Genomic DNA, 20249 nt, shown 5'->3' on the forward strand with positions numbered 1-20249 from the left:
CAGCCGGAGGAAACTCGACGTGGATACAACGCGCATCACGCGGATCGCCCGAAACGCTGCGCTGGCGGGTGTGCTGATCCTGCCTGTCCATCTGGCCCGAGCACAGGATGCGCAAGGCGCGCCAAAGCCGGACGCCTTTCCGCCTACCGCCGTCCAGTCCCTGTCGGGCGCCTATCTTGCCGCCAAGCAGGCTCGCGAGAACCGCCAGCCTGACATCGCGGCTGAGTACTACGACCGAGCGTTGTCGCTCGACCCCGATTCCGACGTTCTCCAGCAGGAGGCCATGTTCGCCTACCTGGCCGACGGTCGCTTCGAGCGGGGCGTCGAACTTGCGGGGAAGCTCACCGACAATGCGGATGTCGGCAAGGTTGCCCGCATCGCGCTCGGCCTCGACGCCTTGCGCAAGGGCCGCTTCGACGCAGCGGTCCAGGAGTGGCAGATCGGCGATACGAGCGACCTGGACACGCTTCTGCTGGCTCAGCTCGCCTCCTGGGCCGATGCCGGAGCGGGTCGCACCAAGGCCGCCCTCGCCCGCCTCGACAAGCTGAAGGGTGCGACCTGGTTCGCCGCCTTCAATCAGTACCAGACCGGTCTGATCGCGGCGCTCGGAAACGATCTGCCGCGCGCCCGCAAGTCGCTCGGAGCTTTGCTCGACGACCAGGGCTCCGCCCAGACCTCCGTCGACGCCTATCTGGCCGGCGCCGAGGCGCTGGCGCGCATCGAGGCGCGGGCGAAGCACAAGCCGGAAGCGCTGGCGGCCGTGGACAAGGGTCTGGCGCTGGCCCCGAACTACGAGCCATTGGCCCAACTGCGGAAGCAGATCGACGAGGGCCAGGCCATCGAGCCTCCCTATGCCAATGCCCGCAACGGTGCTGCCGAGGCGCTATACGTCCTGGGCCAGGCGATCAATCGCGGCGACGGCCAGGACGTCGCCCTGCTTTACTTCCAGTTCGCCAGGGCCGTCGCCGAGCGACCGGACGACAAGCTCCTGACGGCGCTGGCCGGCATCGCCGACCGCTCGCAGCAGGTCGATCTGGCAATCTCCTACTATAAGCAGATTCCCGAGGGCTCGCCCTATCGGCGCACCGCCGAGCTGCAGATGGGTCTCGACCTTTGGCAGGCCGAGCGTAAGCCCGAGGCGACGGAGCATCTGCGCACGGCCGTCGAGCGCTATCCCGACGATCTGCAGGCCCGCTTGGCGCTAGCCGACGTCCTCTCGGCCGACAAGAACTACGGCGAAGCGGTCGAGATGCTCGACAAGGCCCTGGCCCTTGCGCCAACCGAGAGCCCGACGCTCTGGAACATCTACTATCAGCGCGGCATCGCCTACGAGCGGCTGAAGCAGTGGGACAAGGCCGAGCCGGACTTCAAGAAGGCGCTCGAGATCTCTCCTGACCAGCCGCAGGTCCTGAACTATCTCGGATACTCCTGGGTCGACATGAACCGGAACCTCGACGAGGGTCTTGAGATGATCAAGACCGCCGTCGATCTGCGTCCCAACGACGGCTACATCATCGACTCGCTGGGTTGGGCCTACTACCGGCTGGGACGTTACGACGACGCCGTGGAGCAGCTGGAGCGCGCGGTTCTGATCACGCCCGCCGACCCGACGATCAACGATCATCTGGGCGACGCCTACTGGCGCGTCGGTCGCACCCGCGAGGCGCGCTTCCAGTGGAACCGGGCCCTGGTTGGCCAGCCCGCTCCCGAGGCGGCCGACGTGAATCGCATCAAGCAGAAGGTCGCGAACGGCCTGGAAGGCGTCGCGACGCCCGTCAAGGCGACCGCGCCGGACGCGGCACCGGTCGGCGAGCGGGCGTCGAACGACGTTCGCTCCTCCGCACCCTCGCAGCCGAACTGAACCGGTGGACGCAGCGGCGTCGGTCGCTCCGGTCACGGTCCAGGCACGGGCCAAGATCAATCTCGCGCTGCACGTCATCGGACAGCGAGCCGACGGTTATCACGAGCTCGACAGCCTCGTCGTCTTCGCTCGTGAGGGCGATCGTCTCGACATCGCGCCGAGTTCGACGGACCGGCTGGAACTGACGGGCGATTTCGGGCACCGGCTTCCTGCGGGAAGCGACAACATCGTCCTGAAGGCCCTGAACGCCGCGCGAACGGTACTCGACGCCGCCGGGCATCGCCTGCCGCCGCAAGCAGTCCGGCTGACCAAGAACCTTCCGCCCTCCTCGGGCATCGGAGGTGGTTCGGCCGACGCCGCCGCTCTCCTGCGCCTTTTTGCGGAACGACAGCCATCCTGCGCCAAGGACCTGCGGATCGCTGCTCTAAGCCTTGGCGCCGACGTACCGATGTGCATGGACGGCGCCAACGCCCGCGTTCGCGGTATCGGCGAACTGAGCACGGCTCTCCTCATTACCGCACCGATCTTCGTCCTCCTCGTGAATCCGCGCGTCGAAGTTCCGACGCCTGCCGTGTTTTCGGCGCTGCTGCGACGGGACAACGAGCCGCTTCCCGATCTCCCTGACGAGGGCTTCGCGGTACCGTCGGCGTTGGCAGACTATCTTCGGCTTTGCCGCAACGACCTGATGCCCCCGGCCGTCGCTCTCGAGCCTGTCATCGGCGAAGCGCTCGAGGCGGTTGAACGCAGCGATCCGCTTCTCGCCCGCATGTCGGGATCGGGCGCCACGGTCTTCGGTCTCTTCGGGTCCGAGAATGGATGCCGTCTGGCGGCCGAGCGCATCGCCGCGCGACATCCCGGCTGGTGGGTGCGCGCGACCGCCATTTCGACGGAAGCATCCCATGTCTGAACGAGCCTTCCTGCCGCTTGGCATCGCCATTCTGACCGTTTCGGATTCGCGCACGATCGCCGACGATCGGTCCGGCGACACGCTGGCCGAACGGCTGACCGGGGTGGGCCATCGCCTTGCCGACCGCCGGATCGTGCCCGACGACCTCGAGGCGATCCGCGAAACGGTCCTCGCCTGGTCGCGGGACGAGTCCGTCGATGTCGTGATCACGACCGGCGGCACCGGCTTTACCGGACGGGACGTCACGCCCGAAGCGCTGGAGCCGATCTTCGAGAAGCGGATGGAAGGCTTCTCGGCCGTGTTCCATCGCATCTCGTTCGAGAAGATCGGCGTCTCGACGATCCAGAGCCGCGCGACCGGCGGTGTCGTCAACGCGACCTTCGTCTTTGTCCTACCGGGCTCGCCGGGCGCCTGTCGCGATGCGTGGGATCATATTCTGGCCGCGCAGCTCGACTACCGGCACAAGCCCTGCAACTTCGTCGAGATCATGCCGCGTCTGGACGAACACCTTCGCCGAGGCGCTGCCGGCGCCTGAACCCGCCAGGCCGGTTCGGTCAGTCGCGGCGCGGCCGTCCCGTCCGCAGGACGGCTCCCCGTGGCGCCGACGCCAGCGCCGCCCAGGTGGCGGCTTCGTTCCGCCCGAGCTCGTCCTTCGGCATCAGATACGCGAACGCTCGCCAGCCGACGAGCCATCGCCACCGTGGCCAATCATGCCGCTGGACCGTTAGACGCGCGGGCCGATCGCTTCGCGCGAGGTGCCGGTCCACACCGTCCAGCCAATCCTCTGGCAGGCGGTCGCCGCTGCGCAGAAGGAGGATCCAGCTTCCCTTCAAGCGCGCGCTCGCCTCGGCTGGCGCCCCGTCCGTCGCCGCCACCCGGCAACCCGCGTGATCCGCGATCGAGCGGCAGTCCGGATCGTCCGGCAGCCCCGCCACCACGACTTCCCGCAACGCACCGTCGACGGCCGCAGGAACCAACGCCGCGAGGGTGGAGGCGAACGGACGCGGGGTCGAAACACCCCAGACAACGGCGGTCAGCATGGCTTATTGCCTTAGCGGTTCGCGGCGGCGAAAGCCAGCGAATCACTTTGTTCTTGTATTGTTCTCTGGCGGATCGTAGATTCCACCGATCGAACGGTGGACGATCAGGACTGCAACCCTATGCCGGAAACTGCGACCAACCTGCCGAGCGCAACCGGATCGACCGATCTGGCACAGCGTCTTCTGTCGGATGCGGGGCTGCGGGTCGGCTTCGAACGGCGGCGTGGTCGCGGTGCGGGCTTGAACCCGTCCGGTCGCTTCGAGCCGTTCTCGCGTTCGTCCTTCGATGACGGCTGGAACTCGATGGAGGATCTCCCCGCCTTCCGCACGGAGGTCCAGAACGAAGCCGCCCGCACGATCATCAGTCGCAACGACTCGCCGGACATCTCCTTCGAGCAGTCCGTGAATCCTTACCGTGGCTGCGAGCACGGTTGCGTCTACTGTTTCGCGCGGCCGACGCACGCTTACATGGGCCTGTCGGCGGGACTGGACTTCGAGTCGAAGCTCTTTGCAAAGCGCAACGCGGCCGAACTTCTGGAGGCCGAGATCTCAAAGGCCGGCTACGAGCCGAAGGCGCTCGCCATCGGGGCGAACACCGATCCCTACCAGCCGATCGAGAAGCGTGAGCGCATCATGCGCGAGATCCTGGAGGTGCTGGAGGCCGCCAACCATCCGGTCGGCATCGTCACGAAGTCGGCGCTCGTGCTGCGCGATCTCGACATCCTCTCGCGCATGGCGGCCAAGGGCCTCGCGAAGGTCGCCCTGTCGGTGACGACCCTCGACCGCACCATGGCGCGTTTGATGGAACCTCGTGCGGCGACGCCTGCAAAGCGTCTCGACACGGTTCGCCAACTCAGCGAGGCCGGCGTACCGACGATGGTAATGACGGCACCCATCGTCCCGGGCCTGACGGATTGCGAGATCGAGCGCCTGCTGGAGGCCGCCGCCGCCGCTGGGGCGAGAGAGGTCGGATACGTTCTTCTGCGCCTTCCGCTCGAAGTGTCGCCCCTCTTCCGGGAATGGCTGGAGCAGCACTATCCGAACCGCTACCGGCACGTGATGGCGCTCCTGCGCTCGATGCGCGACGGCAAGGACTACGACGCCGAGTGGGGCCGTCGCATGTCGGGCAAGGGACCCTACGCGATGCAGATCCGTCGCCGCTTCGAGATCGCGGCCAAGCGACTGGACCTCAATCTCGAGCGAACCAGGCTGCGGACCGATCTCTTCCGAGCACCGCGCGGCGCGGGCGTACAGCTCGCCCTTCTCTAACGACCGAAAGGCGAACCCGGACCTGAACCTTGCGCGCACAGTGCCGATCCGGCAAGCCACGCCTATGCCCCGTTCCGCGCGTCCCGCCACCGTTCCGAGCTTCACGATAGAGGATGAGGTGGCTGGCCCCGTTTGCGGCGTCGACGAAGCGGGTCGCGGTCCGCTCGCGGGACCGGTCGTTGCGGCGGCGGTGATCCTGAACCGGAATATCGTGCCGGAGGGAATCGGTGACTCGAAGGCCCTGACGGCAGCGCAGCGGGAGAAGGTCTTCCGGGAAATCCTGTCCGTCGCGGACGTGTCCTTCGCCTTCGCCTCGGCAAGGGAGATCGATCGGTTGAACATTCGGCGCGCAACGCTTCTGGCGATGCGCCGCGCCGTGGCCGCCCTGCCGGTTCCTCCCGCGACCGTGCTGATCGACGGTCGCGACGTACCGCCCGGGCTCGTGCAGCCGGCGCGCGCGGTCATCGGCGGGGATGCGCTGTCGCTGTCGATCGGCGCCGCGTCCATCGTCGCCAAGGTCATGCGTGATCGAGCGATGCAGCGGCTCGAAGCTCAGGACGCCCGCTATGGCTTCGGACGGCACATGGGCTATCCGACCGTGGAACATCGTCGGGCGATCGAACACCATGGCCCCTCGCCGCACCATCGCATGACCTTCGGCCCGCTCAAGGACTGGCCCGGCCCGTCCCGGCGATAGGCAAAAAAAGAGCCGGTCGCAGAACACCGCGACCGGCTCTCGAAACACCTGGACGGTGCGGACTAGTTCAGACGGCGACGCACATCGTCGATCGACTGGTCGAGAAGCCGTGTGTCGCCCCCGACGTTGCGCTCGGCGATGATGCGGGTCGCGGCGTTCACCGCGATATCGACCGCCGTCGAGCGCACTTCGGCGATCGCGTCCGCCTCGGCCTGGGCGATCTTCTGCTCGGCGATCTGCGTGCGGCGCGCGACGTAGTCCTCGCTCTTCTGCCGGGCTTCGTCGACCAGAGCGGCGGCCTCGCGCTGCGCGGCGGCGACGATATCGCGCGCCTCGGTCTCGGCCTCGCGGCGGCGACGCTGATACTCGGCGAGCTGCCGCTTGGATTCTTCCTTCAGCGCTTGAGCCTCGGCAAGTTCGTTGCGGATGCGCTGCGCGCGACGATCGAGGGTCTGGCTGAGCTTCGAAGGCGCCTTCAGGTAGGCGACGAGAACGAAGAAGAGAATGAGGCCGATGAAAGCCCAGAAGCTATTGTCGAACGCCATGGGTTTCCTCTCAGGCCCGAACGGAGCGCACGGCGCGGGACACGTCTTCGCGCGGCACCTGCTGGCCGGTCAGCTCGGTCAGAATGGCGTCGGTCGCATCTTCCGCGATGGCGTCGACGTCGGCCAGTGCCTTCGCCTTGATGTCCTCGATCCGGGCCTGCGCGGATTCGAGACGTCCGTCGAGTTCGGCCTCGATACGTTTGCGCTGAGCGTCCGCATCGGTGCGGGCGGCGTCACGCGCCTGGATGGCGATGCGGTGCGAGTTCTCGCGCGCGGAGGCGAGTTCCTGCTCGTAGGCGGCCTGCGCCTCGTCCGCATCGGCGCGCATGCGCTCGGCGGCTTCGAGGTCGGTCGTGATCCGCCCCTGGCGATTCTCGAGGATCTCCGCGATGCGTGGCATGATCGTCTTCGACAGGACGTAGTAGAAGACGCCGAAGGTGATCGCGAGCCAAAGAAGCTGGGACGCGAAGTATTCGGGGTTCATCGGCGGAAAAGGCGCCGACTCGTGACCGCCCTCGTGGGCGACGGTCTCGGCATTGGTCGGCATCACAGGAACGGCGTTCGGTGGCGCCGAATGGTCGGTGCCGGTTGTGTGGTCTTGCGCAAGCGCTTGCGTCACGAACATCTCGATCCTCGATGATATGGGACCGGCCGCGCCCCGGATCGGGCGCGGCCGGGCGGCACAATCCCTGCCGGACGCAGTCTTAGACGGCGAACAGCAGCAGAAGAGCGATCAGCAGCGAGAAGATGCCGAGCGCCTCGGTCACGGCGAAGCCGAAGATCAGGCGGCCGAACTGGCCGTCCGCAGCCGAGGGGTTGCGCAGCGCGCCCGAGAGGAACTGGGCGAACATGTTGCCGAGGCCGAGAGCGGTACCCGCCATGCCGAAGCAGGCCAGACCAGCGCCGATGTAACGTGCAGCTTCCGCGTCCATGGGATACTCCTTTGATTGGATCGTGCGGGATCGGTGATCCGCGACCGGCCGGCCGCGAATGGTGGGCGCGGTCAGTGGTGAGCGTGAACCGCGTCGTTCAGGTACATGCAGGTCAGAACCGCGAAGACGTAGGCCTGGAGGAAGGCCACAAGGAATTCGAGCGCGGTGATGGCGACCGTCATGACGAGGGGCAGGATCGAGCCGAGGACGCCGAAGGCGCCGAGGCTGCTGAGCGACACCACGAAGCCCGCGAAGACCTTGAGCGTGATGTGGCCCGCCAGCATGTTGGCGAAGAGACGAACCGAGAGAGAGATCGGGCGCGACAGGAACGAGATGATCTCGATCAGGACGACGAAGGGCAGGATGACGCCCGGGACGCCGGAGGGCACGAAGATGCCGAACCAGCCGGCGCCGTTCTTCTTGATGCCGTAAAAGACCACGGTTCCGATCACGAGCAGCGCCAGCGCGAAGGTGACGATGATGTGGCTGGTGACCGTGAAGAAGTAGGGGAACATTCCGATCAGGTTCGCGACCAGAATGAAGCTGAAGAGCGAGAACACGAGCGGGAAGAACTGCATTCCAGCAGACCCGGTCGCATCGCGGAGCATCTTCGCGATGAACTCGTAGGAAAGCTCGGACACCGATTGGGAGCGGTTCGGCACGAGGCCACGGCTGCGCGTCGACCAGTAAAGGAAGCCCGTGGTCACGGCGACGGTCGCCACCATGAACAGCGAAGAATTCGTGAAGGAAAAGTCGAGGCCGCCGATCTCGATCGGGACGATCCGAGAAATCTGGAACTGATGAAGCGGATCGTTCGCCAACGTCTCACCCTTTTGATGCGGAGCCCGTTCCGGGCGCCACTGCCATAGCGTCACGATCCCTGCTTCGCAACCTCCACGGGGCGATTTGGATGATGTTGGAGTGACTTCGCCGCGATGCGCGCGTTCACGGCGCGGTCGGCTTGCGCCCCGCGCTGCGAATGACGTTGAGAACGCCTGCGGCAAAGCCCAAGAGCAGGAAGACGATGAGCCCGAACGGCGTGGTGCCGAACAGTTGATCGATGCCGTAGCCGATCACGGCCCCCACGACGATGCCCGCGATGAACTCGCTCGCGATCTTGAAACCCTCGGCCATTCCTTTCACCGCACGCGACGGCTCCGGGGCGTCGTCGGCGGTCCGGCTCGACTTCAGCGCATCGAGCCTTGCGTGAAGCGAGGCGCGGTCGCGTGCCAGTTCGGCGTCGCTGCGCAGGTCGGGGCGCTCTGGCTCACTCATGGTCATCCTGTCGTCGCGCCGGCCGGATCGGGCGTCGCCTCTCGCGCGATGATAGGCGGGCGGCAGCCTAGTTCCAACCGCCGTTGAAGGTGCGATAGAAGATATGAAGGCCGATCTTGTCGACCTTCTCCATCGCCCGGGCCCAGCGCGGCTTCACATAGGCTGCGTGGTAGTGGGTCGCCGAGCCCACCTCCGGTATCCAGGTCTTGCCGCGCGTCACCTCGTCGGCGATTCGCTCGGCGACCTGGTAGGCGCGGCGGTTCCAGATGACATCCTTGATGCCGTCGCAGGCGAAGGAGAACTGGCAGCGGTTGCGCCAGTCGGCGTTCTGATAGACGACGCCGCAGATGGTCTTCGGATAGGTCGGATTGCGAACCCGGTTCAGAATGACCTGCCCGACCGCCGCCTGCCCTTCTTCCGACTCGCCCCGCGCCTCGAAGTAAATGGCGGTCGCGAGGCATTTCTGCTCGTCGGCGCCGAAGACCGAGGGCGGGAGTGTCGCCGCGGCCCAGGCGTGATCCTTGCCACCGATCGGCGGAACGAAGGCGCCCCCGTCCGGCGCGGGCTTCAGCACGTTGTCGAACAGGCTGGCGGCACCCGACCCCTCGGACGGCGCATAGGCCGCCATCGCCGCCAGCGAGGCGGGCGAAGCGTCGACGCGCTCGGCTACCGCGACGTCATGGAGAATCGGAACCGGCCCGGTGGTACGGGCGATTTCGGCCATCAGCGTCGACTGCGAGGGATCGCGGAATTGCGCGGCGATGCGCATCCGCTCACCGAAGGGCTGTGGCCCGGCGAGAGCGGTCCGCATCTCGCTGTCGCCGAGCGCCATGCCGGCGCGCAGAAGGCCAGACACGGCGCCCAGGCTGCCGGCGGCAAAACGCGGCTGAACGGCGGCAAGACGATGCGGCGCGACCCGCCCGCCCCGCTCCGCCATCCGTGAACGTCCGCCGTCCGCGACATACACCGGGCCCGCGTTCCGTGCGGCGTCGCCTACGACGTCGTCGGCGAAATCAGGCGCGTCGGAAAGTGCGGACAGCGAGGCGATGACGGAGCCGCCATCCCTGTCCACCAATTGCTCGACCGGTGACGCGACCAGGAACGCCGAGGCGAAGGCAGCAAACGCCACCGCGCCGCGGAGGCGGCGACGGCGGAGGGATCGAGCGGCGCGGCGATCGACATTCCTGGAGATGATCGGCATGACCCGGCCTCGATCGTTGCGGTCGAGGTCAGAACATCTCCCATTAACCTTAGCGGCGCGTTAATGCTCCGGAGGGCTCACGAGCGCTTGCGTGCGCCGGCATAGGGATTGTCCGGCTTGCGCAAATGGATGCGCACCGGCACGCCGGTCAGCTGGAAGTGATCGCGCAGGCCATTGATGAGGTAGCGCTGATAGGCCGCCGTGATCGCTTCCGGCCGCGTGGTCGACATGACGAAGGTCGGAGGCCGCGTCTTGATCTGCGTCATGTACTTCACGTTGACGCGGCGCCCCGCCACGGCCGGGGGCGGATGGTGCGCCACCATGCGCTCCAGCCACTGGTTCAGCTTCGCGGTGGAGATGCGGCGGTTCCAGGTCTCGTGCGCCTGCACCACCGCCTGCATCAGACGGTCGAGCCCCTCGCCGGTCTCGCCCGAGACGGTCGCAGTGCGAACGCCGCGCAGCTGCGGCAGAAGCCGCTCCGTCTTCTCGTGCAGGTCGGCCAGCGCCTCCTGCCGATCCTCCACGAGGTCCCACTTGTTGAAGGCGAGCACGGGCGCGCGACCCTCGCGCGCGATGAGGTCGGCAATCGAGAGATCCTGCTTCTCGAAGGGCACGGTCACGTCGAGGACGACGACCACGATCTCGGCGAACTTGATGGCTCGCAGGGCATCGGCGACCGAGAGCTTCTCCAGCTTTTCCTGGATGCGCGCCTTGCGGCGCAGGCCCGCCGTGTCGAACATCTTGATCCGCCGGCCGCGCCATTCCCACTCGACCGAGATGGAGTCGCGCGTGATGCCGGCCTCGGGTCCCGTCAGAAGCCGGTCGGTGCCCAGGAAGCGGTTGACCAGTGTCGACTTGCCGGCATTCGGACGGCCGACGATCGCGATGTTGAGCGGCTTCGTCGCATCGTATCGCTCGACCGGCTCGCCGTCCTCGTCGGTTTCGACGTCGATGGCGGTCTCGTCCACCAACTCGTTCTCATTGTCCGCGAAGACCTCGTAGCCGAGCGCATCCACGATCGCGTCGCGCAGGTCGCTCATGCCCTCGCCGTGCTCGGCGGAGATCGGACAGGGCTCGCCCAGACCCAGCGAATACGAATCGTAGAAGCCCGCATCGGATCCGCGCGCCTCGGACTTGTTGGCGACGAGGACCACCGGCTTGTTACGACGCCGCAGCATCTCGGCGAAGACTTCGTCGTGGGGCGCAAGGCCTTCCTTGGCGTCCACGATGAAAAGCGAAAGATCGGCCTGGTCGATGGCCGCCTCGGTCTGGGCGCGCATACGCCCTTCCAGCGTCTCGGCCCCGGCTTCCTCGAGCCCGGCCGTGTCGATGACGCGGAACTCGATGTCTTGGAGCTTGGCCTCGCCTTCCCGGCGGTCGCGCGTGACGCCCGGGCGATCGTCGACGAGCGCGAGGCGCTTGCCGACGAGACGATTGAAGAGCGTCGACTTGCCGACGTTCGGCCGGCCGACAAGAGCGATCGTGACGGGACGCGTCATGCGGGCGGTTGTCCTGCGGGTGCGGCGGGAGTGGAGGACGCAGGCGCAGCACCACCCTCGACCGGAGCGGAGGCGGGTGCCGGTGCCGATGCGGCGGGCGCGGCGGCAGGCGTGGACGCGGCGATCGTCTCGACCATCAGTCCGGCGCGCTGCTTGATGCCGCGCGGCGTTCCCAGATCCTCGGCCAGTTGCTGGAAGAGAGGTCGCGCAGTCTCGACGTCGCCGGCCTTGAAGGCGGAAAGCGCCACGGCCTCGCGGGCGACGTATCGCATGGGTTCGCTCTCGACCGTCAGCCGTTCGACGCGCGCACGAACGTCCTGCAGCGTTCCCGTATCGACGAGAATGTAGGCGGCACGCACGGCGGCCGCGTCGCGCAGGTTCTGCGGGGCCGAGCCGTCGTTGGCGACGGCGTCGAACAGCGGAACCGCGGCGGCGGGATCGCCTGCCTGCGCGAGATCCGCCAGACGGAGCCGGGCGAGCGTCGGATAGGCGGCGACACCGTTCGACGCCAGCGCTTCGAGGATGGGCCGCGCCTCGTCAGGCTTGCCGCCGTCGATCAGCGCGCCGGCCTCGACGAAACGGGTGCCGTCGGCCGCTTCCAGCCCCTCGCGATACCGCTCCCACAACACATAGGCGCCGACGCCAAGCACGATCGCGACGGCCACGGCGATCGCGATCGCGCCGTATCGCCGGCCGAGCCGTTCCATCCGTTCCCGGCGAACTTCCTCGTTCACCTCGCGAATGAATGTGTCGTTGGTCATCGCTGCTCACCTGCGTCGGCCGGGCGCTGGCGCGCTGGACCTTCTGAAAACTCGATCGTGGAGGGCTTTCTAACGGATTTTCCGTTTCGCGAAAGGGACCTAGCTCAGCAGGACCGACGCCTCACTCCCACTCGATCGTGCCCGGCGGCTTCGACGTGATGTCGTAGACCACCCGGTTGATGCCCTTCACCTCGTTGATGATGCGCGTGGCGACCTGCCCCATGAAGTCCATGTCGAACGGGTAGAAGTCGGCGGTCATGCCGTCCACCGACGTCACCGCGCGCAACGCGCAGACGAACTCGTAGGTCCGCCCGTCGCCCATGACCCCGACGGTCTGAACCGGCAGAAGCACCGCGAAAGCCTGCCAGATGGCGTCGTAGAGCCCTGCCTTGCGGATTTCGTCGAGATAGATGGCGTCCGCCTGCTGGAGGATCGCGATCTTCTCGCGCGTCACGCCGCCGGGGCAGCGGATCGCGAGCCCAGGACCGGGGAACGGGTGGCGGGCGACGAAAGGCTCGGGCAGGCCGAGCTCGCGGCCGAGAACGCGCACCTCGTCCTTGAAGAGCTCGCGCAGCGGCTCGACGAGCTTCATGTTCATGCGCTCCGGCAGGCCGCCGACATTGTGATGCGACTTGATCGTCACCGAAGGTCCGCCCGTGAAGGAAACGGATTCGATCACGTCCGGATAAAGCGTGCCCTGCGCGAGGAACGACGCGCCGCCGATCTTCTTGGCCTCCGCCTCGAAGGTCTCGATGAAGAGACGCCCGATGGTCTTGCGCTTCACCTCCGGGTCCATCTCCCCCGCCAGGGCATCGATGAACAGGTCCTGCGCCTGAACGTGGACAAGGGGAATGTTGTAGTGATCGCGGAACATGGTGACGACCTGCTCCGCCTCGCCCATGCGAAGCAGACCGTGATCGACGAAGATGCAGGTCAGCTGATCACCGATCGCCTCGTGCAGGAGGACGGCCGCGACCGACGAATCGACGCCGCCCGACAGGCCGCAGATGACCTTCTCGCGTCCGACCTTGGCGCGGATCTCCTCGACCGCCTGCTCGCGGAAGGCCGCCATGGTCCAATCGCCCGGGGCGCCGACGATCTTGTGGACGAAGTTGGAGATGAGCTTCGCGCCATCGGGCGTGTGAGCCACCTCCGGGTGGAACTGAACGCCATAGAAGCGGCGCGCCTCGTCCGCGATCGCCGCGAACGGTGCGCCGGCCGACGTCGCTACGATCTCGAAGCCCTTCGGCAGTGCCGTCACCCGGTCGCCGTGGCTCATCCACACCTGGTGGCGCGTGCCCTCCGCCCAGATGCCGTCGAAGAGAGGCGACGGCTTCTGAACCTCGACGAAGGCACGGCCGAACTCGCGGTGGAGACCGCCCTCGATCCGGCCGCCAAGCTGTGCGCACATGGTCTGCTGGCCATAGCAGATGCCCAGAACCGGAACGCCCGCGGTAAAGATCGCGTCGGGCGCACGGGGTGAGTCCGCTTCCGTCGTCGAGGCCGGCGAGCCGGACAGGATGACGCCCTTTGGCCTGAGCCGCAGGAAACCCTCTTCCGCCGACTGGAAGGGCACGATCTCGGAATAAACGCCCGCCTCGCGCACACGCCGCGCGATGAGCTGCGTGACCTGGGAGCCGAAGTCGACGATGAGGATGGTGTCTGGGTGCTGGGTCATGGCGGACTTCTAGATAAGAAGTCCGGAAAGGCAAGGCCCGGCGCGGGTGCGAGGGGCCGCCAACCGCATGTTTCATCAATCCGTCGCGTCCTCGTAGCCTCCCTGTCATGGTTCGGAGGTCTTTCCCGGGTCGCCGATCACTCGCCGCCGGAGCCCGACATGAAATCGATTCTCGCCGCCCTTCCCCTCGTTGCGCTCTGCGTGAGCGGCGCTTCGGCGCAGTCGCCTGAGGGTCAGTCTTTCCCGGCCACGCTGGATGCGCAGGTCGTCCTGCCGGCGGACACGCTAATCGCCGCCCCTGAGAACGCGCCCGAGCATCTTCGCCATGCCGGCAAGTTCACGACGCCGGACCGTCAGCGTAGCGAGGCGCTCGGCTCCGTGCCGGGTATGGACGGCAAGCGCCCGACGAATGCCGGCCTGCCGCTGGACGGGCAGGCCGTGCAGGGCTTCTCCGGCATACGCGCCATGCCGGACGGCGCGTTTTGGACCCTGTCGGACAACGGCTTCGGCTCGAAGAGCAACTCGAGCGACGCCATGCTCATGCTCCACAAGCTCGGTTTCGATTGGGAGGGCGGACGCGTCGATCGCAAGGAGACCGTCTTCCTGAGCGACCCGAACAAGGTCGCCCCGTTCCCGATCGTCCTCGAGGGAACCGATACGCGTTACCTGACCGGCGCGGATTTTGATGTCGAATCCATCCAACCGGTCGAGGACGGCTTCTGGATCGGCGAGGAGTTCGGTCCCTACCTCCTTCATTTCGACCGCGAAGGCCGCCTGACCTCGGTCCATGCCACGCGGGTCGGAGAAACGGAGATCCGCTCGCCCGATCACCCGGCGCTGTCTCTGCCGGCCGATCCGACCAAGCCCCTGCCCGCCTTCAACCTGAAGCGTTCGGGCGGCTTCGAGGGCCTCGCGCGCTCACCGGACGGCTCGCGCCTGTATGGCATCCTGGAAGGTCCGGTCTACAAGGACGGCGCGGCTGAAAAGACCGCGGACGGGCGCACGGCGCTGCGGATCGTCGAGTTCGATACGGCCAGGCGCGACTGGACCGGCCGCTCCTGGCTGTATCCGCTCGGCGAAGGCGGCGTCGCGATCGGCGACTTCAACATGCTCGACGATTCGACCGCGCTGGTGATCGAGCGCGACAACGGCGCCGGCCGCGCCGCGCAGGCCTGCCAGCGCGAGCCGGACGCCGGCTGCTTCGCGACGCCTGCCAAGGTGAAGCGCGTCTATAAGATCGAGGTCAACGAGGCGAATGTCGGCCAGGCCGCCCGCAAGATCGGCTTCATCGACCTTCTCGACATCCGCGACCCGGCGGGCAAGGCGCGTCAGGGAGGCGAGAACGGGCGCTACGACATGCCCGTCGTGACGATCGAGAACGTCGACCGTATCGACGAGAACCACATCGTCGTCGGCAACGACAACAACTACCCCTTCTCCGCCGGCCGAGCGCTCAACGAGACCGACGACAACGAGTTCGTCCGGCTCGAGGTCGGCGACTTCCTGCGCGCCCGCTGACGCAACCCGAAAAGCAAAGTGCCGGGCGGCCACCCGCCCGGCACGGCGGACTCAGAGAAGCGTTCCGCTGAGGACCGCCAGCGCGACCGAGAAGTAGATCACCAGACCCGTCACATCGACGAGCGTCGCCACGAACGGGGCCGAGGCGCTGGCCGGATCGAAGCCGAGACGCTGCAGCGCGAAGGGCAGCAGCGAACCGGCCACCGATCCGAAGGTCACGATACCGACGAGACCCAGACCGACCGTCAGCGCGATCAGATGCCAGTAGGTGCCGTAGTCGTAGAAGCCGAGTTGCTGCCAGAGCGCGATCCGCAGCATTCCCACCACTCCGAGGATCGTGCCCAGCACGACGCCGGTCGGAACCTCGCGCAGCACAACACGCCACCAGTCGCGCAGCCGCAGCTCTCCCACCGCGAGCGCACGGATGATGAGCGAGGTGGCCTGGCTTCCCGAGTTCCCGCCCGAGCTCATGATGAGCGGAATGAAGAGCGTCAGCAGCACCGCCCGCTCCAGCTCCGTCTCGAAGTGCTGCATCGCGCTGGCCGTCAGCATCTCCGAGAGGAACAGCGCGCTCAGCCAGCCGGCCCGCTTCCCGATCATCGGCCAGAAACCGATCTTCAGGTAGGACTCGTCGAAGGCGGCGACACCGCCGAATTTCTGAGTGTCCTCGTTGTGCTCCTCGACGATGGCATCGATCACGTCGTCCACCGTGACGATGCCCAGCATCCGGTCGTCCGCATCGACCACGGGCGCGGCCAGAAGGTCGCGACGCCGGATGATCCGCGCGACCTCCTCGCGATCCGTGTCCGGCCGCAGCTTTATCGATGTCGGATCACGGGCCAGTTCCGCGATGCCCATATCGGGCGCAGCGATCACGAGCTGCCGCAACGAGACCGTGCCGCGCAGCCGCCCGGTCACGTGATCGAGCACGTAGATCGCATAGATCGTCTCGCGGCTGCGCTCGACCGTGCGGACATGGTCCAAGGTCTGCGCGACGGTCGCGTCGTCGGGCATGGCGACGAATTCCGTCGTCATCATGCCGCCCGCCGTATCGCGCGGGTAGGCCAGCAGCGCGTTCAGAGACGTGCGGACCGGGACCGGCAGCTGGGTGACGATGGCGGTTCGGGCCTCGTCCGGAATCTCCGCCAGCACATCGGCCGCGCGATCTGCCGACATCTCGTTCACGAGGCGGGCGGCGCGCGCCGGGGCGAGCGCTGCCAGAACGTCGGCGGCGGCGGCGAATTCAGGCTGGTCCAGTGCATCGACGGCCAGGCGCATCGGGCTGGCCTCGATCGCCTCGACGGCCTTTTCGAGGGGTTGCGAATTCAGCCGATCGACGAGGTCCGACGCAGCCTCGTGGGCGGCGAGCATCCGGGTGTCGCCGACGCGGATATCCATCTCTTCCTGCATGGGTCTCGTCTCCGCCCGCGCGTGGCGGCGGACGAGGCCAGCAAGGCGCTAGCGAACGACCACCGCTCCTGTAGCGGGCCTGTTACAACTGTCGCTAGACATGGTTTCCCGTGGGGTTCGCGCGGCTCGACGAGCGGGTCGCAGAGGCGCCAATGCTCCTCCGCCGTCCGGCTGTCAAATGAACTCGGCGCAATGCAGACTTGCGGCGCGAATCGTCAGTTCAACGCGACGATCGTGCCGTTCAGCAGCGTCGCGAAGGCGACCCAGGTCGCATAGGGAACGAAGCACCAGAACGCCGACCGGTCCTTCGCGGCGCTTCGACCAAGAAACGCGAGAATCGAGACCAGCAGGCCGACGATCACGAGAAGCGCGACGACGGGTGCGTGGGCCGAGAAGAAGATCGGCGACCAGAGAAAGTTCAGGACCATCTGGACGATCCAGGCCGTCACAAGCGGTCGAGAACCCGACCGCCAGGCACGCCACCCGGCGACCCCGATCAGAACGTAGAGCGCCGTCCAGACCGGCGCGAAGAGCCAGCCGGGCGGCGTGAACCAGGGCTTGGCTAGATGCCGGTACCAGTCGTCCGGAGCGTTTGCGCTACCGATCAAGGCGCCCCCGCCAACGGATATCGCAAGGAAGACGAGCAGTTGCAGCCATCGCTTCATGCGATACTTCGCTCCAGCATCGCGAAGAAGAACCCGTCCGTTCCGGACAGGCGCGGGGTTAGGGTCAGCACCGAACCGGTCCCGATCCGCGCGGCTCGATAGGTCTTGGGCACTCCCGGCAGGCGTTCCGCCCAAAGCGCTTCGGCGTCGAGGAGCCGCCAGCCGGTGCGGCCGGCCAGGAAGCTCTCGACGCGCTCGGCGTTCTCCTCCCGCAAAACGGAGCAGGTGATGTAGGCAAGCCTGCCGCCGGGGGCCGTGAACTCGGACGCGCGTTCCAGCACGTGGTCCTGCTCGCCCATGCGCTTGCGAAGCTGGGCTTCGGTCAGCCGCCATTTCGCGTCCGGGCGGCGGCGCCAGGTGCCGGACCCCGTGCAGGGCGCGTCGACGACCACGAGGTTCATCGCACCATGCAGCGCCGACAGATCCTCTCGCGGCTGATGGACCACGGCCTCCGCGCCGGCGCGAGCGAGCCGATCCCAGATCGGCGCCAGGCGCTGCCGATCGGCGTCGAAGGCGTGGATCTCGGCCTCGTTGCCGCTGGCGGCCGCCAACGCCAGCGTCTTGCCCCCTGCGCCCGCGCAATAGTCCAGCACGCGCTCACCCGGGGCGGCGCCCGCCAGAAGCGCCGCGATCTGCGAGCCCTCGTCCTGGATCTCGAACAGGCCGGTTTGGAAGCCGCGCTCGACCTGGACATTCGGGTGGCGACCGTCGCCCTCGATCGGATCGATCCGCAGCCCCCAGGGCGACAGCGCGCTTGGCCGCGCGCCGAGCGGCCCGAGATCCGCCACCACGTCGTCGCGCGTTGTCTTCAGGAGGTTGGCCCGCAGGTCGAGCGGCGGACGATCGGAGAGGCCACGCGCTTCAGCAATCCAATCGCTTCCGAACGAAACCTCAAGTGGCGCTGCAAGCCAGTCCGGCACGTCGGCCATGGCCGCAGGCGGCGCATCGTCGGGTAGCGCACCCGAGGCGAAGCGTTCCAGTTGGCCGATCGGCGGCAAGGCCGGCGCGAAGCGGTCGCCCTCGACCGCTGCCAGGAGCGTGTCGACGCCCGTGCCCGCGTCCAGAACCGCGCCGTAGACGAGGTCCGCGTTCGTTTCGCATCCGATGCGGGCCGCGAGCGAGCGGCGCCGGCGCAGGACGTCGTATACGAGGTTGCCGATCGCCGAGCGATCGCCCGATCCCGCAAAGCGGTGCGACAGGCCCCAGTCCTTCAGCGCGTCGGCAACGGGACGACGCCGGGCCGCCATGTCGTCGAGCACCTCGGCGGCGGCTGCGATGCGTCCGCCTAAGCGCATCGCCACACCTGGAAAAGGGTCGGGATCGATTGGGTCATGCGGGCTCGCGTCGCAGTAAGGGACAGATCGCAGGGCGAATACACCGCCCGCCGCGTTCGCAACAGGCACAACGCCAAAACGCGAAAGGGCCGGCATGGCTGCCGGCCCCCGCATTCGTGCTTCGAATTGCTGACGCCCTACTCGGCGGCTTCGGCACCATGGCTCGTCGTCAGGCTCGCCTGCGCGTCGTCGCGGCCCTGCTCGGACAGCGCCTTGCGCACGCCGGCGCCATAGGCCGGGTCGACCTTGTCGAAGTGGGCCAGCTGCCGGTCGATGATGAACTGCGGCACGCCCTGCATCGCGCCCGCCAGTGTCTTGAACAGACGCTGCTTGTGGGCGTCGTCGAACAGGTTGAACAACGCGCGCGGCTGCGAGTAGTGATCCGCCTCGCCGCGGAACTCGTAGCGCCCCACCTCGCCGGAATAGCGATGCGGCGGCTCCTCCACGCTCGGGTCCTCGACCGGGCCGCCGAACGAGTTAGGCTCGTAATAGGCGTCCGGGTTGGTCTTGAGGCCGAAGGGCATCGAGCCGTCGCGGTTGTAGTGCGCGACGGGGCAGCGCGGCTTGTTCACCTCGAGCGATTCGTAGTGAACGCCGATGCGGTAGCGGTGCGCGTCCGGATACGAGAACAGGCGACCCTGGAGCATCTTGTCCGGCGAGAAGCCGATGCCGGGAACGACGTTCGACGGGTTGAAGGCCGACTGCTCGATCTCGGTGAAGTAGTTGTCCGGGTTGCGGTTGAGCTCGAATTCGCCGACCTTGATCAGCGGGTACATGCCGTGCGGCCAGACCTTGGTGAGGTCGAACGCGCTCCAGCCTGTCTTCCGCTCGAACTCCTCGGCCTCCATCTCCGGCATGACCTGGATGAAGAAGTCCCACTTCGGGAACTCACCGGCCTCGATCATGCCGTAGAGCGCTTCCTGATAGCTCTCGCGCGACTTCGCGATGACCTTCTCCGCCTCCTCGTTCGTGAAGGTCTTGTGGCCCTGACGGGTCTTGAAGTGGAACTTCACCCAGAAGCGCTCGCCCGCCGCATTCCAGAGCGAGAAGGTGTGGCTGCCGTAACCGTTCATGCGGCTGGGATCGACAGGGATGCCGCGATCCGACATCAGGATCGTCACCTGATGCAGCGACTCCGGGCAGAGCGACCAGAAGTCCCACATGGCGGTCGCCGAGCGCAGGTTGGTGCGCGGATGGCGCTTCTGCGTGTGGATGAAGTCGGGGAACTTGTACGGGTCGCCGACGAAGAAGACGGGCGTGTTGTTGCCAACGACGTCCCAGTTGCCCTCCTCGGTGTAGAACTTCAACGAGAAGCCACGCACGTCGCGCTCGGCGTCGGCCGCACCCTGCTCGCCGGCGACCGTCGAGAAGCGGGCCAGCATCTCCGTCTTCTTGCCGACCTGGCTGAAGACCTTCGCGCGCGAGTAGCGCGTGATGTCCTCGGTCACGGTCAACGTGCCGTAGGCGCCCCAGCCCTTGGCGTGCACCACGCGCTCGGGAACGCGCTCGCGGTTCTGATGGGCCAGCTTCTCGATGAGCTGGTAGTCCTCGAGCAGAACCGGGCCGCGCGGGCCGACCGTCTTGGCGTTCTGGTTGGAGGAAAGCGGTGCGCCCGCCGTCGTCGTCAGCCTCGGTCTATCGGACATGGTCGTCGTCT

20 protein-coding genes are annotated in these 20249 nt (G+C 67.0%); 6 read left to right on the forward strand and 14 right to left on the reverse strand.

What is annotated here, in order from left to right:
* Window positions 1-19 precede the first annotated feature (19 nt).
* The 3 genes from AUL35_RS01605 to moaB are packed head-to-tail and all read left to right on the forward strand — an operon-like array spanning window position 20 to window position 3303.
* The gene (locus AUL35_RS01605; protein WP_062011320.1) at window positions 20-1861 is read left to right on the forward strand and encodes a tetratricopeptide repeat protein; all 1842 of its coding nucleotides are present in this window, start codon (window positions 20-22) and stop codon (window positions 1859-1861) included.
* A gap of 4 nt (window positions 1862-1865) precedes the next feature.
* The gene (locus AUL35_RS01610) at window positions 1866-2768 is read left to right on the forward strand and encodes a 4-(cytidine 5'-diphospho)-2-C-methyl-D-erythritol kinase (protein WP_062011322.1); all 903 of its coding nucleotides are present in this window, start codon (window positions 1866-1868) and stop codon (window positions 2766-2768) included.
* Window positions 2761-3303, forward strand: a complete 543-nt coding sequence (gene moaB, locus AUL35_RS01615; protein WP_062011324.1) for a molybdenum cofactor biosynthesis protein B — start codon at window positions 2761-2763, stop codon at window positions 3301-3303. Before AUL35_RS01610 ends, moaB begins: the two co-directional genes overlap by 8 nt.
* 19 nt (window positions 3304-3322) lie before the next feature.
* On the opposite strand, the gene AUL35_RS01620 is transcribed toward moaB, so the two are convergent.
* The gene (locus AUL35_RS01620) at window positions 3323-3808 is read right to left on the reverse strand and encodes a hypothetical protein (RefSeq protein ID WP_062011326.1); all 486 of its coding nucleotides are present in this window, start codon (window positions 3806-3808) and stop codon (window positions 3323-3325) included.
* A gap of 120 nt (window positions 3809-3928) precedes the next feature.
* Here AUL35_RS01620 and AUL35_RS01625 point away from each other — a divergent pair, with 120 nt between their 5' ends.
* On the forward strand, window positions 3929-5077 hold the full coding sequence (locus tag AUL35_RS01625) for a PA0069 family radical SAM protein (RefSeq protein ID WP_062011328.1): 1149 nt from the start codon (window positions 3929-3931) through the stop codon (window positions 5075-5077).
* A gap of 64 nt (window positions 5078-5141) precedes the next feature.
* Window positions 5142-5774 (forward strand): ribonuclease HII, encoded by a 633-nt coding sequence (locus AUL35_RS01630; protein ID WP_062011330.1) that lies wholly within the window; start codon window positions 5142-5144, stop codon window positions 5772-5774.
* A gap of 62 nt (window positions 5775-5836) precedes the next feature.
* Here the strand turns inward: AUL35_RS01630 and AUL35_RS01635 are convergent, their stop codons facing one another.
* The 9 genes from AUL35_RS01635 to guaA all read right to left on the reverse strand — a co-directional run bounded on the left by AUL35_RS01635 (window position 5837) and on the right by guaA (window position 13665).
* On the reverse strand, window positions 5837-6319 hold the full coding sequence (locus AUL35_RS01635) for a F0F1 ATP synthase subunit B (RefSeq protein WP_062011331.1): 483 nt from the start codon (window positions 6317-6319) through the stop codon (window positions 5837-5839).
* Between the two features lie 10 nt (window positions 6320-6329).
* Window positions 6330-6944: a F0F1 ATP synthase subunit B gene (locus AUL35_RS01640; RefSeq protein WP_062011333.1), complete on the reverse strand. Its 615-nt coding sequence runs from the start codon at window positions 6942-6944 to the stop codon at window positions 6330-6332.
* Window positions 6945-7023: 79 nt separating this feature from the next.
* Window positions 7024-7251 carry a F0F1 ATP synthase subunit C gene (locus AUL35_RS01645; protein WP_062011335.1) on the reverse strand — a complete coding sequence of 76 codons (228 nt, stop codon included), beginning with the start codon at window positions 7249-7251 and terminating at the stop codon, window positions 7024-7026.
* Between the two features lie 71 nt (window positions 7252-7322).
* Window positions 7323-8072 carry a F0F1 ATP synthase subunit A gene (locus AUL35_RS01650; protein WP_062011337.1) on the reverse strand — a complete coding sequence of 250 codons (750 nt, stop codon included), beginning with the start codon at window positions 8070-8072 and terminating at the stop codon, window positions 7323-7325.
* Window positions 8073-8196: 124 nt separating this feature from the next.
* Complete coding sequence (locus tag AUL35_RS01655; protein WP_062011338.1) at window positions 8197-8532, reverse strand: AtpZ/AtpI family protein; 336 nt, start codon at window positions 8530-8532, stop codon at window positions 8197-8199.
* Between the two features lie 61 nt (window positions 8533-8593).
* Window positions 8594-9727: a cell wall hydrolase gene (locus AUL35_RS01660; protein ID WP_062011340.1), complete on the reverse strand. Its 1134-nt coding sequence runs from the start codon at window positions 9725-9727 to the stop codon at window positions 8594-8596.
* Window positions 9728-9804: 77 nt separating this feature from the next.
* Entirely contained in the window at window positions 9805-11226 is a 1422-nt protein-coding gene (gene der / locus AUL35_RS01665; RefSeq protein ID WP_062011342.1) for a ribosome biogenesis GTPase Der, read from the reverse strand.
* A complete protein-coding gene (locus AUL35_RS01670; protein ID WP_062011344.1) occupies window positions 11223-11987 on the reverse strand; it encodes a tetratricopeptide repeat protein in 765 nt (254 codons plus the stop codon). The genes der and AUL35_RS01670 overlap by 4 nt, the downstream gene beginning before the upstream one ends.
* Before the next feature lie 121 nt (window positions 11988-12108).
* The gene (gene guaA / locus AUL35_RS01675; protein WP_062011346.1) at window positions 12109-13665 is read right to left on the reverse strand and encodes a glutamine-hydrolyzing GMP synthase; all 1557 of its coding nucleotides are present in this window, start codon (window positions 13663-13665) and stop codon (window positions 12109-12111) included.
* Between the two features lie 159 nt (window positions 13666-13824).
* On the opposite strand from guaA, the gene AUL35_RS01680 reads away from it, so the two are divergent.
* On the forward strand, window positions 13825-15183 hold the full coding sequence (locus AUL35_RS01680) for an esterase-like activity of phytase family protein (RefSeq protein ID WP_062011347.1): 1359 nt from the start codon (window positions 13825-13827) through the stop codon (window positions 15181-15183).
* A gap of 51 nt (window positions 15184-15234) precedes the next feature.
* Here the strand turns inward: AUL35_RS01680 and mgtE are convergent, their stop codons facing one another.
* From mgtE to AUL35_RS01700, 4 genes are all read right to left on the reverse strand, one after another.
* Complete coding sequence (gene mgtE, locus AUL35_RS01685) at window positions 15235-16581, reverse strand: magnesium transporter (RefSeq protein ID WP_244493638.1); 1347 nt, start codon at window positions 16579-16581, stop codon at window positions 15235-15237.
* 227 nt (window positions 16582-16808) lie between these two features.
* A complete protein-coding gene (locus tag AUL35_RS01690) occupies window positions 16809-17258 on the reverse strand; it encodes a TspO/MBR family protein (protein WP_062011352.1) in 450 nt (149 codons plus the stop codon).
* Window positions 17255-18553, reverse strand: a complete 1299-nt coding sequence (locus AUL35_RS01695; protein WP_062011354.1) for an RsmB/NOP family class I SAM-dependent RNA methyltransferase — start codon at window positions 18551-18553, stop codon at window positions 17255-17257. Before AUL35_RS01695 ends, AUL35_RS01690 begins: the two co-directional genes overlap by 4 nt.
* 176 nt (window positions 18554-18729) lie before the next feature.
* Window positions 18730-20238, reverse strand: a complete 1509-nt coding sequence (locus AUL35_RS01700; RefSeq protein ID WP_062011357.1) for a catalase — start codon at window positions 20236-20238, stop codon at window positions 18730-18732.
* Window positions 20239-20249 lie beyond the last annotated feature (11 nt).

This window comes from Aureimonas sp. AU4, from assembly GCF_001463765.1.
Lineage (GTDB): Bacteria > Pseudomonadota > Alphaproteobacteria > Rhizobiales > Rhizobiaceae > Aureimonas.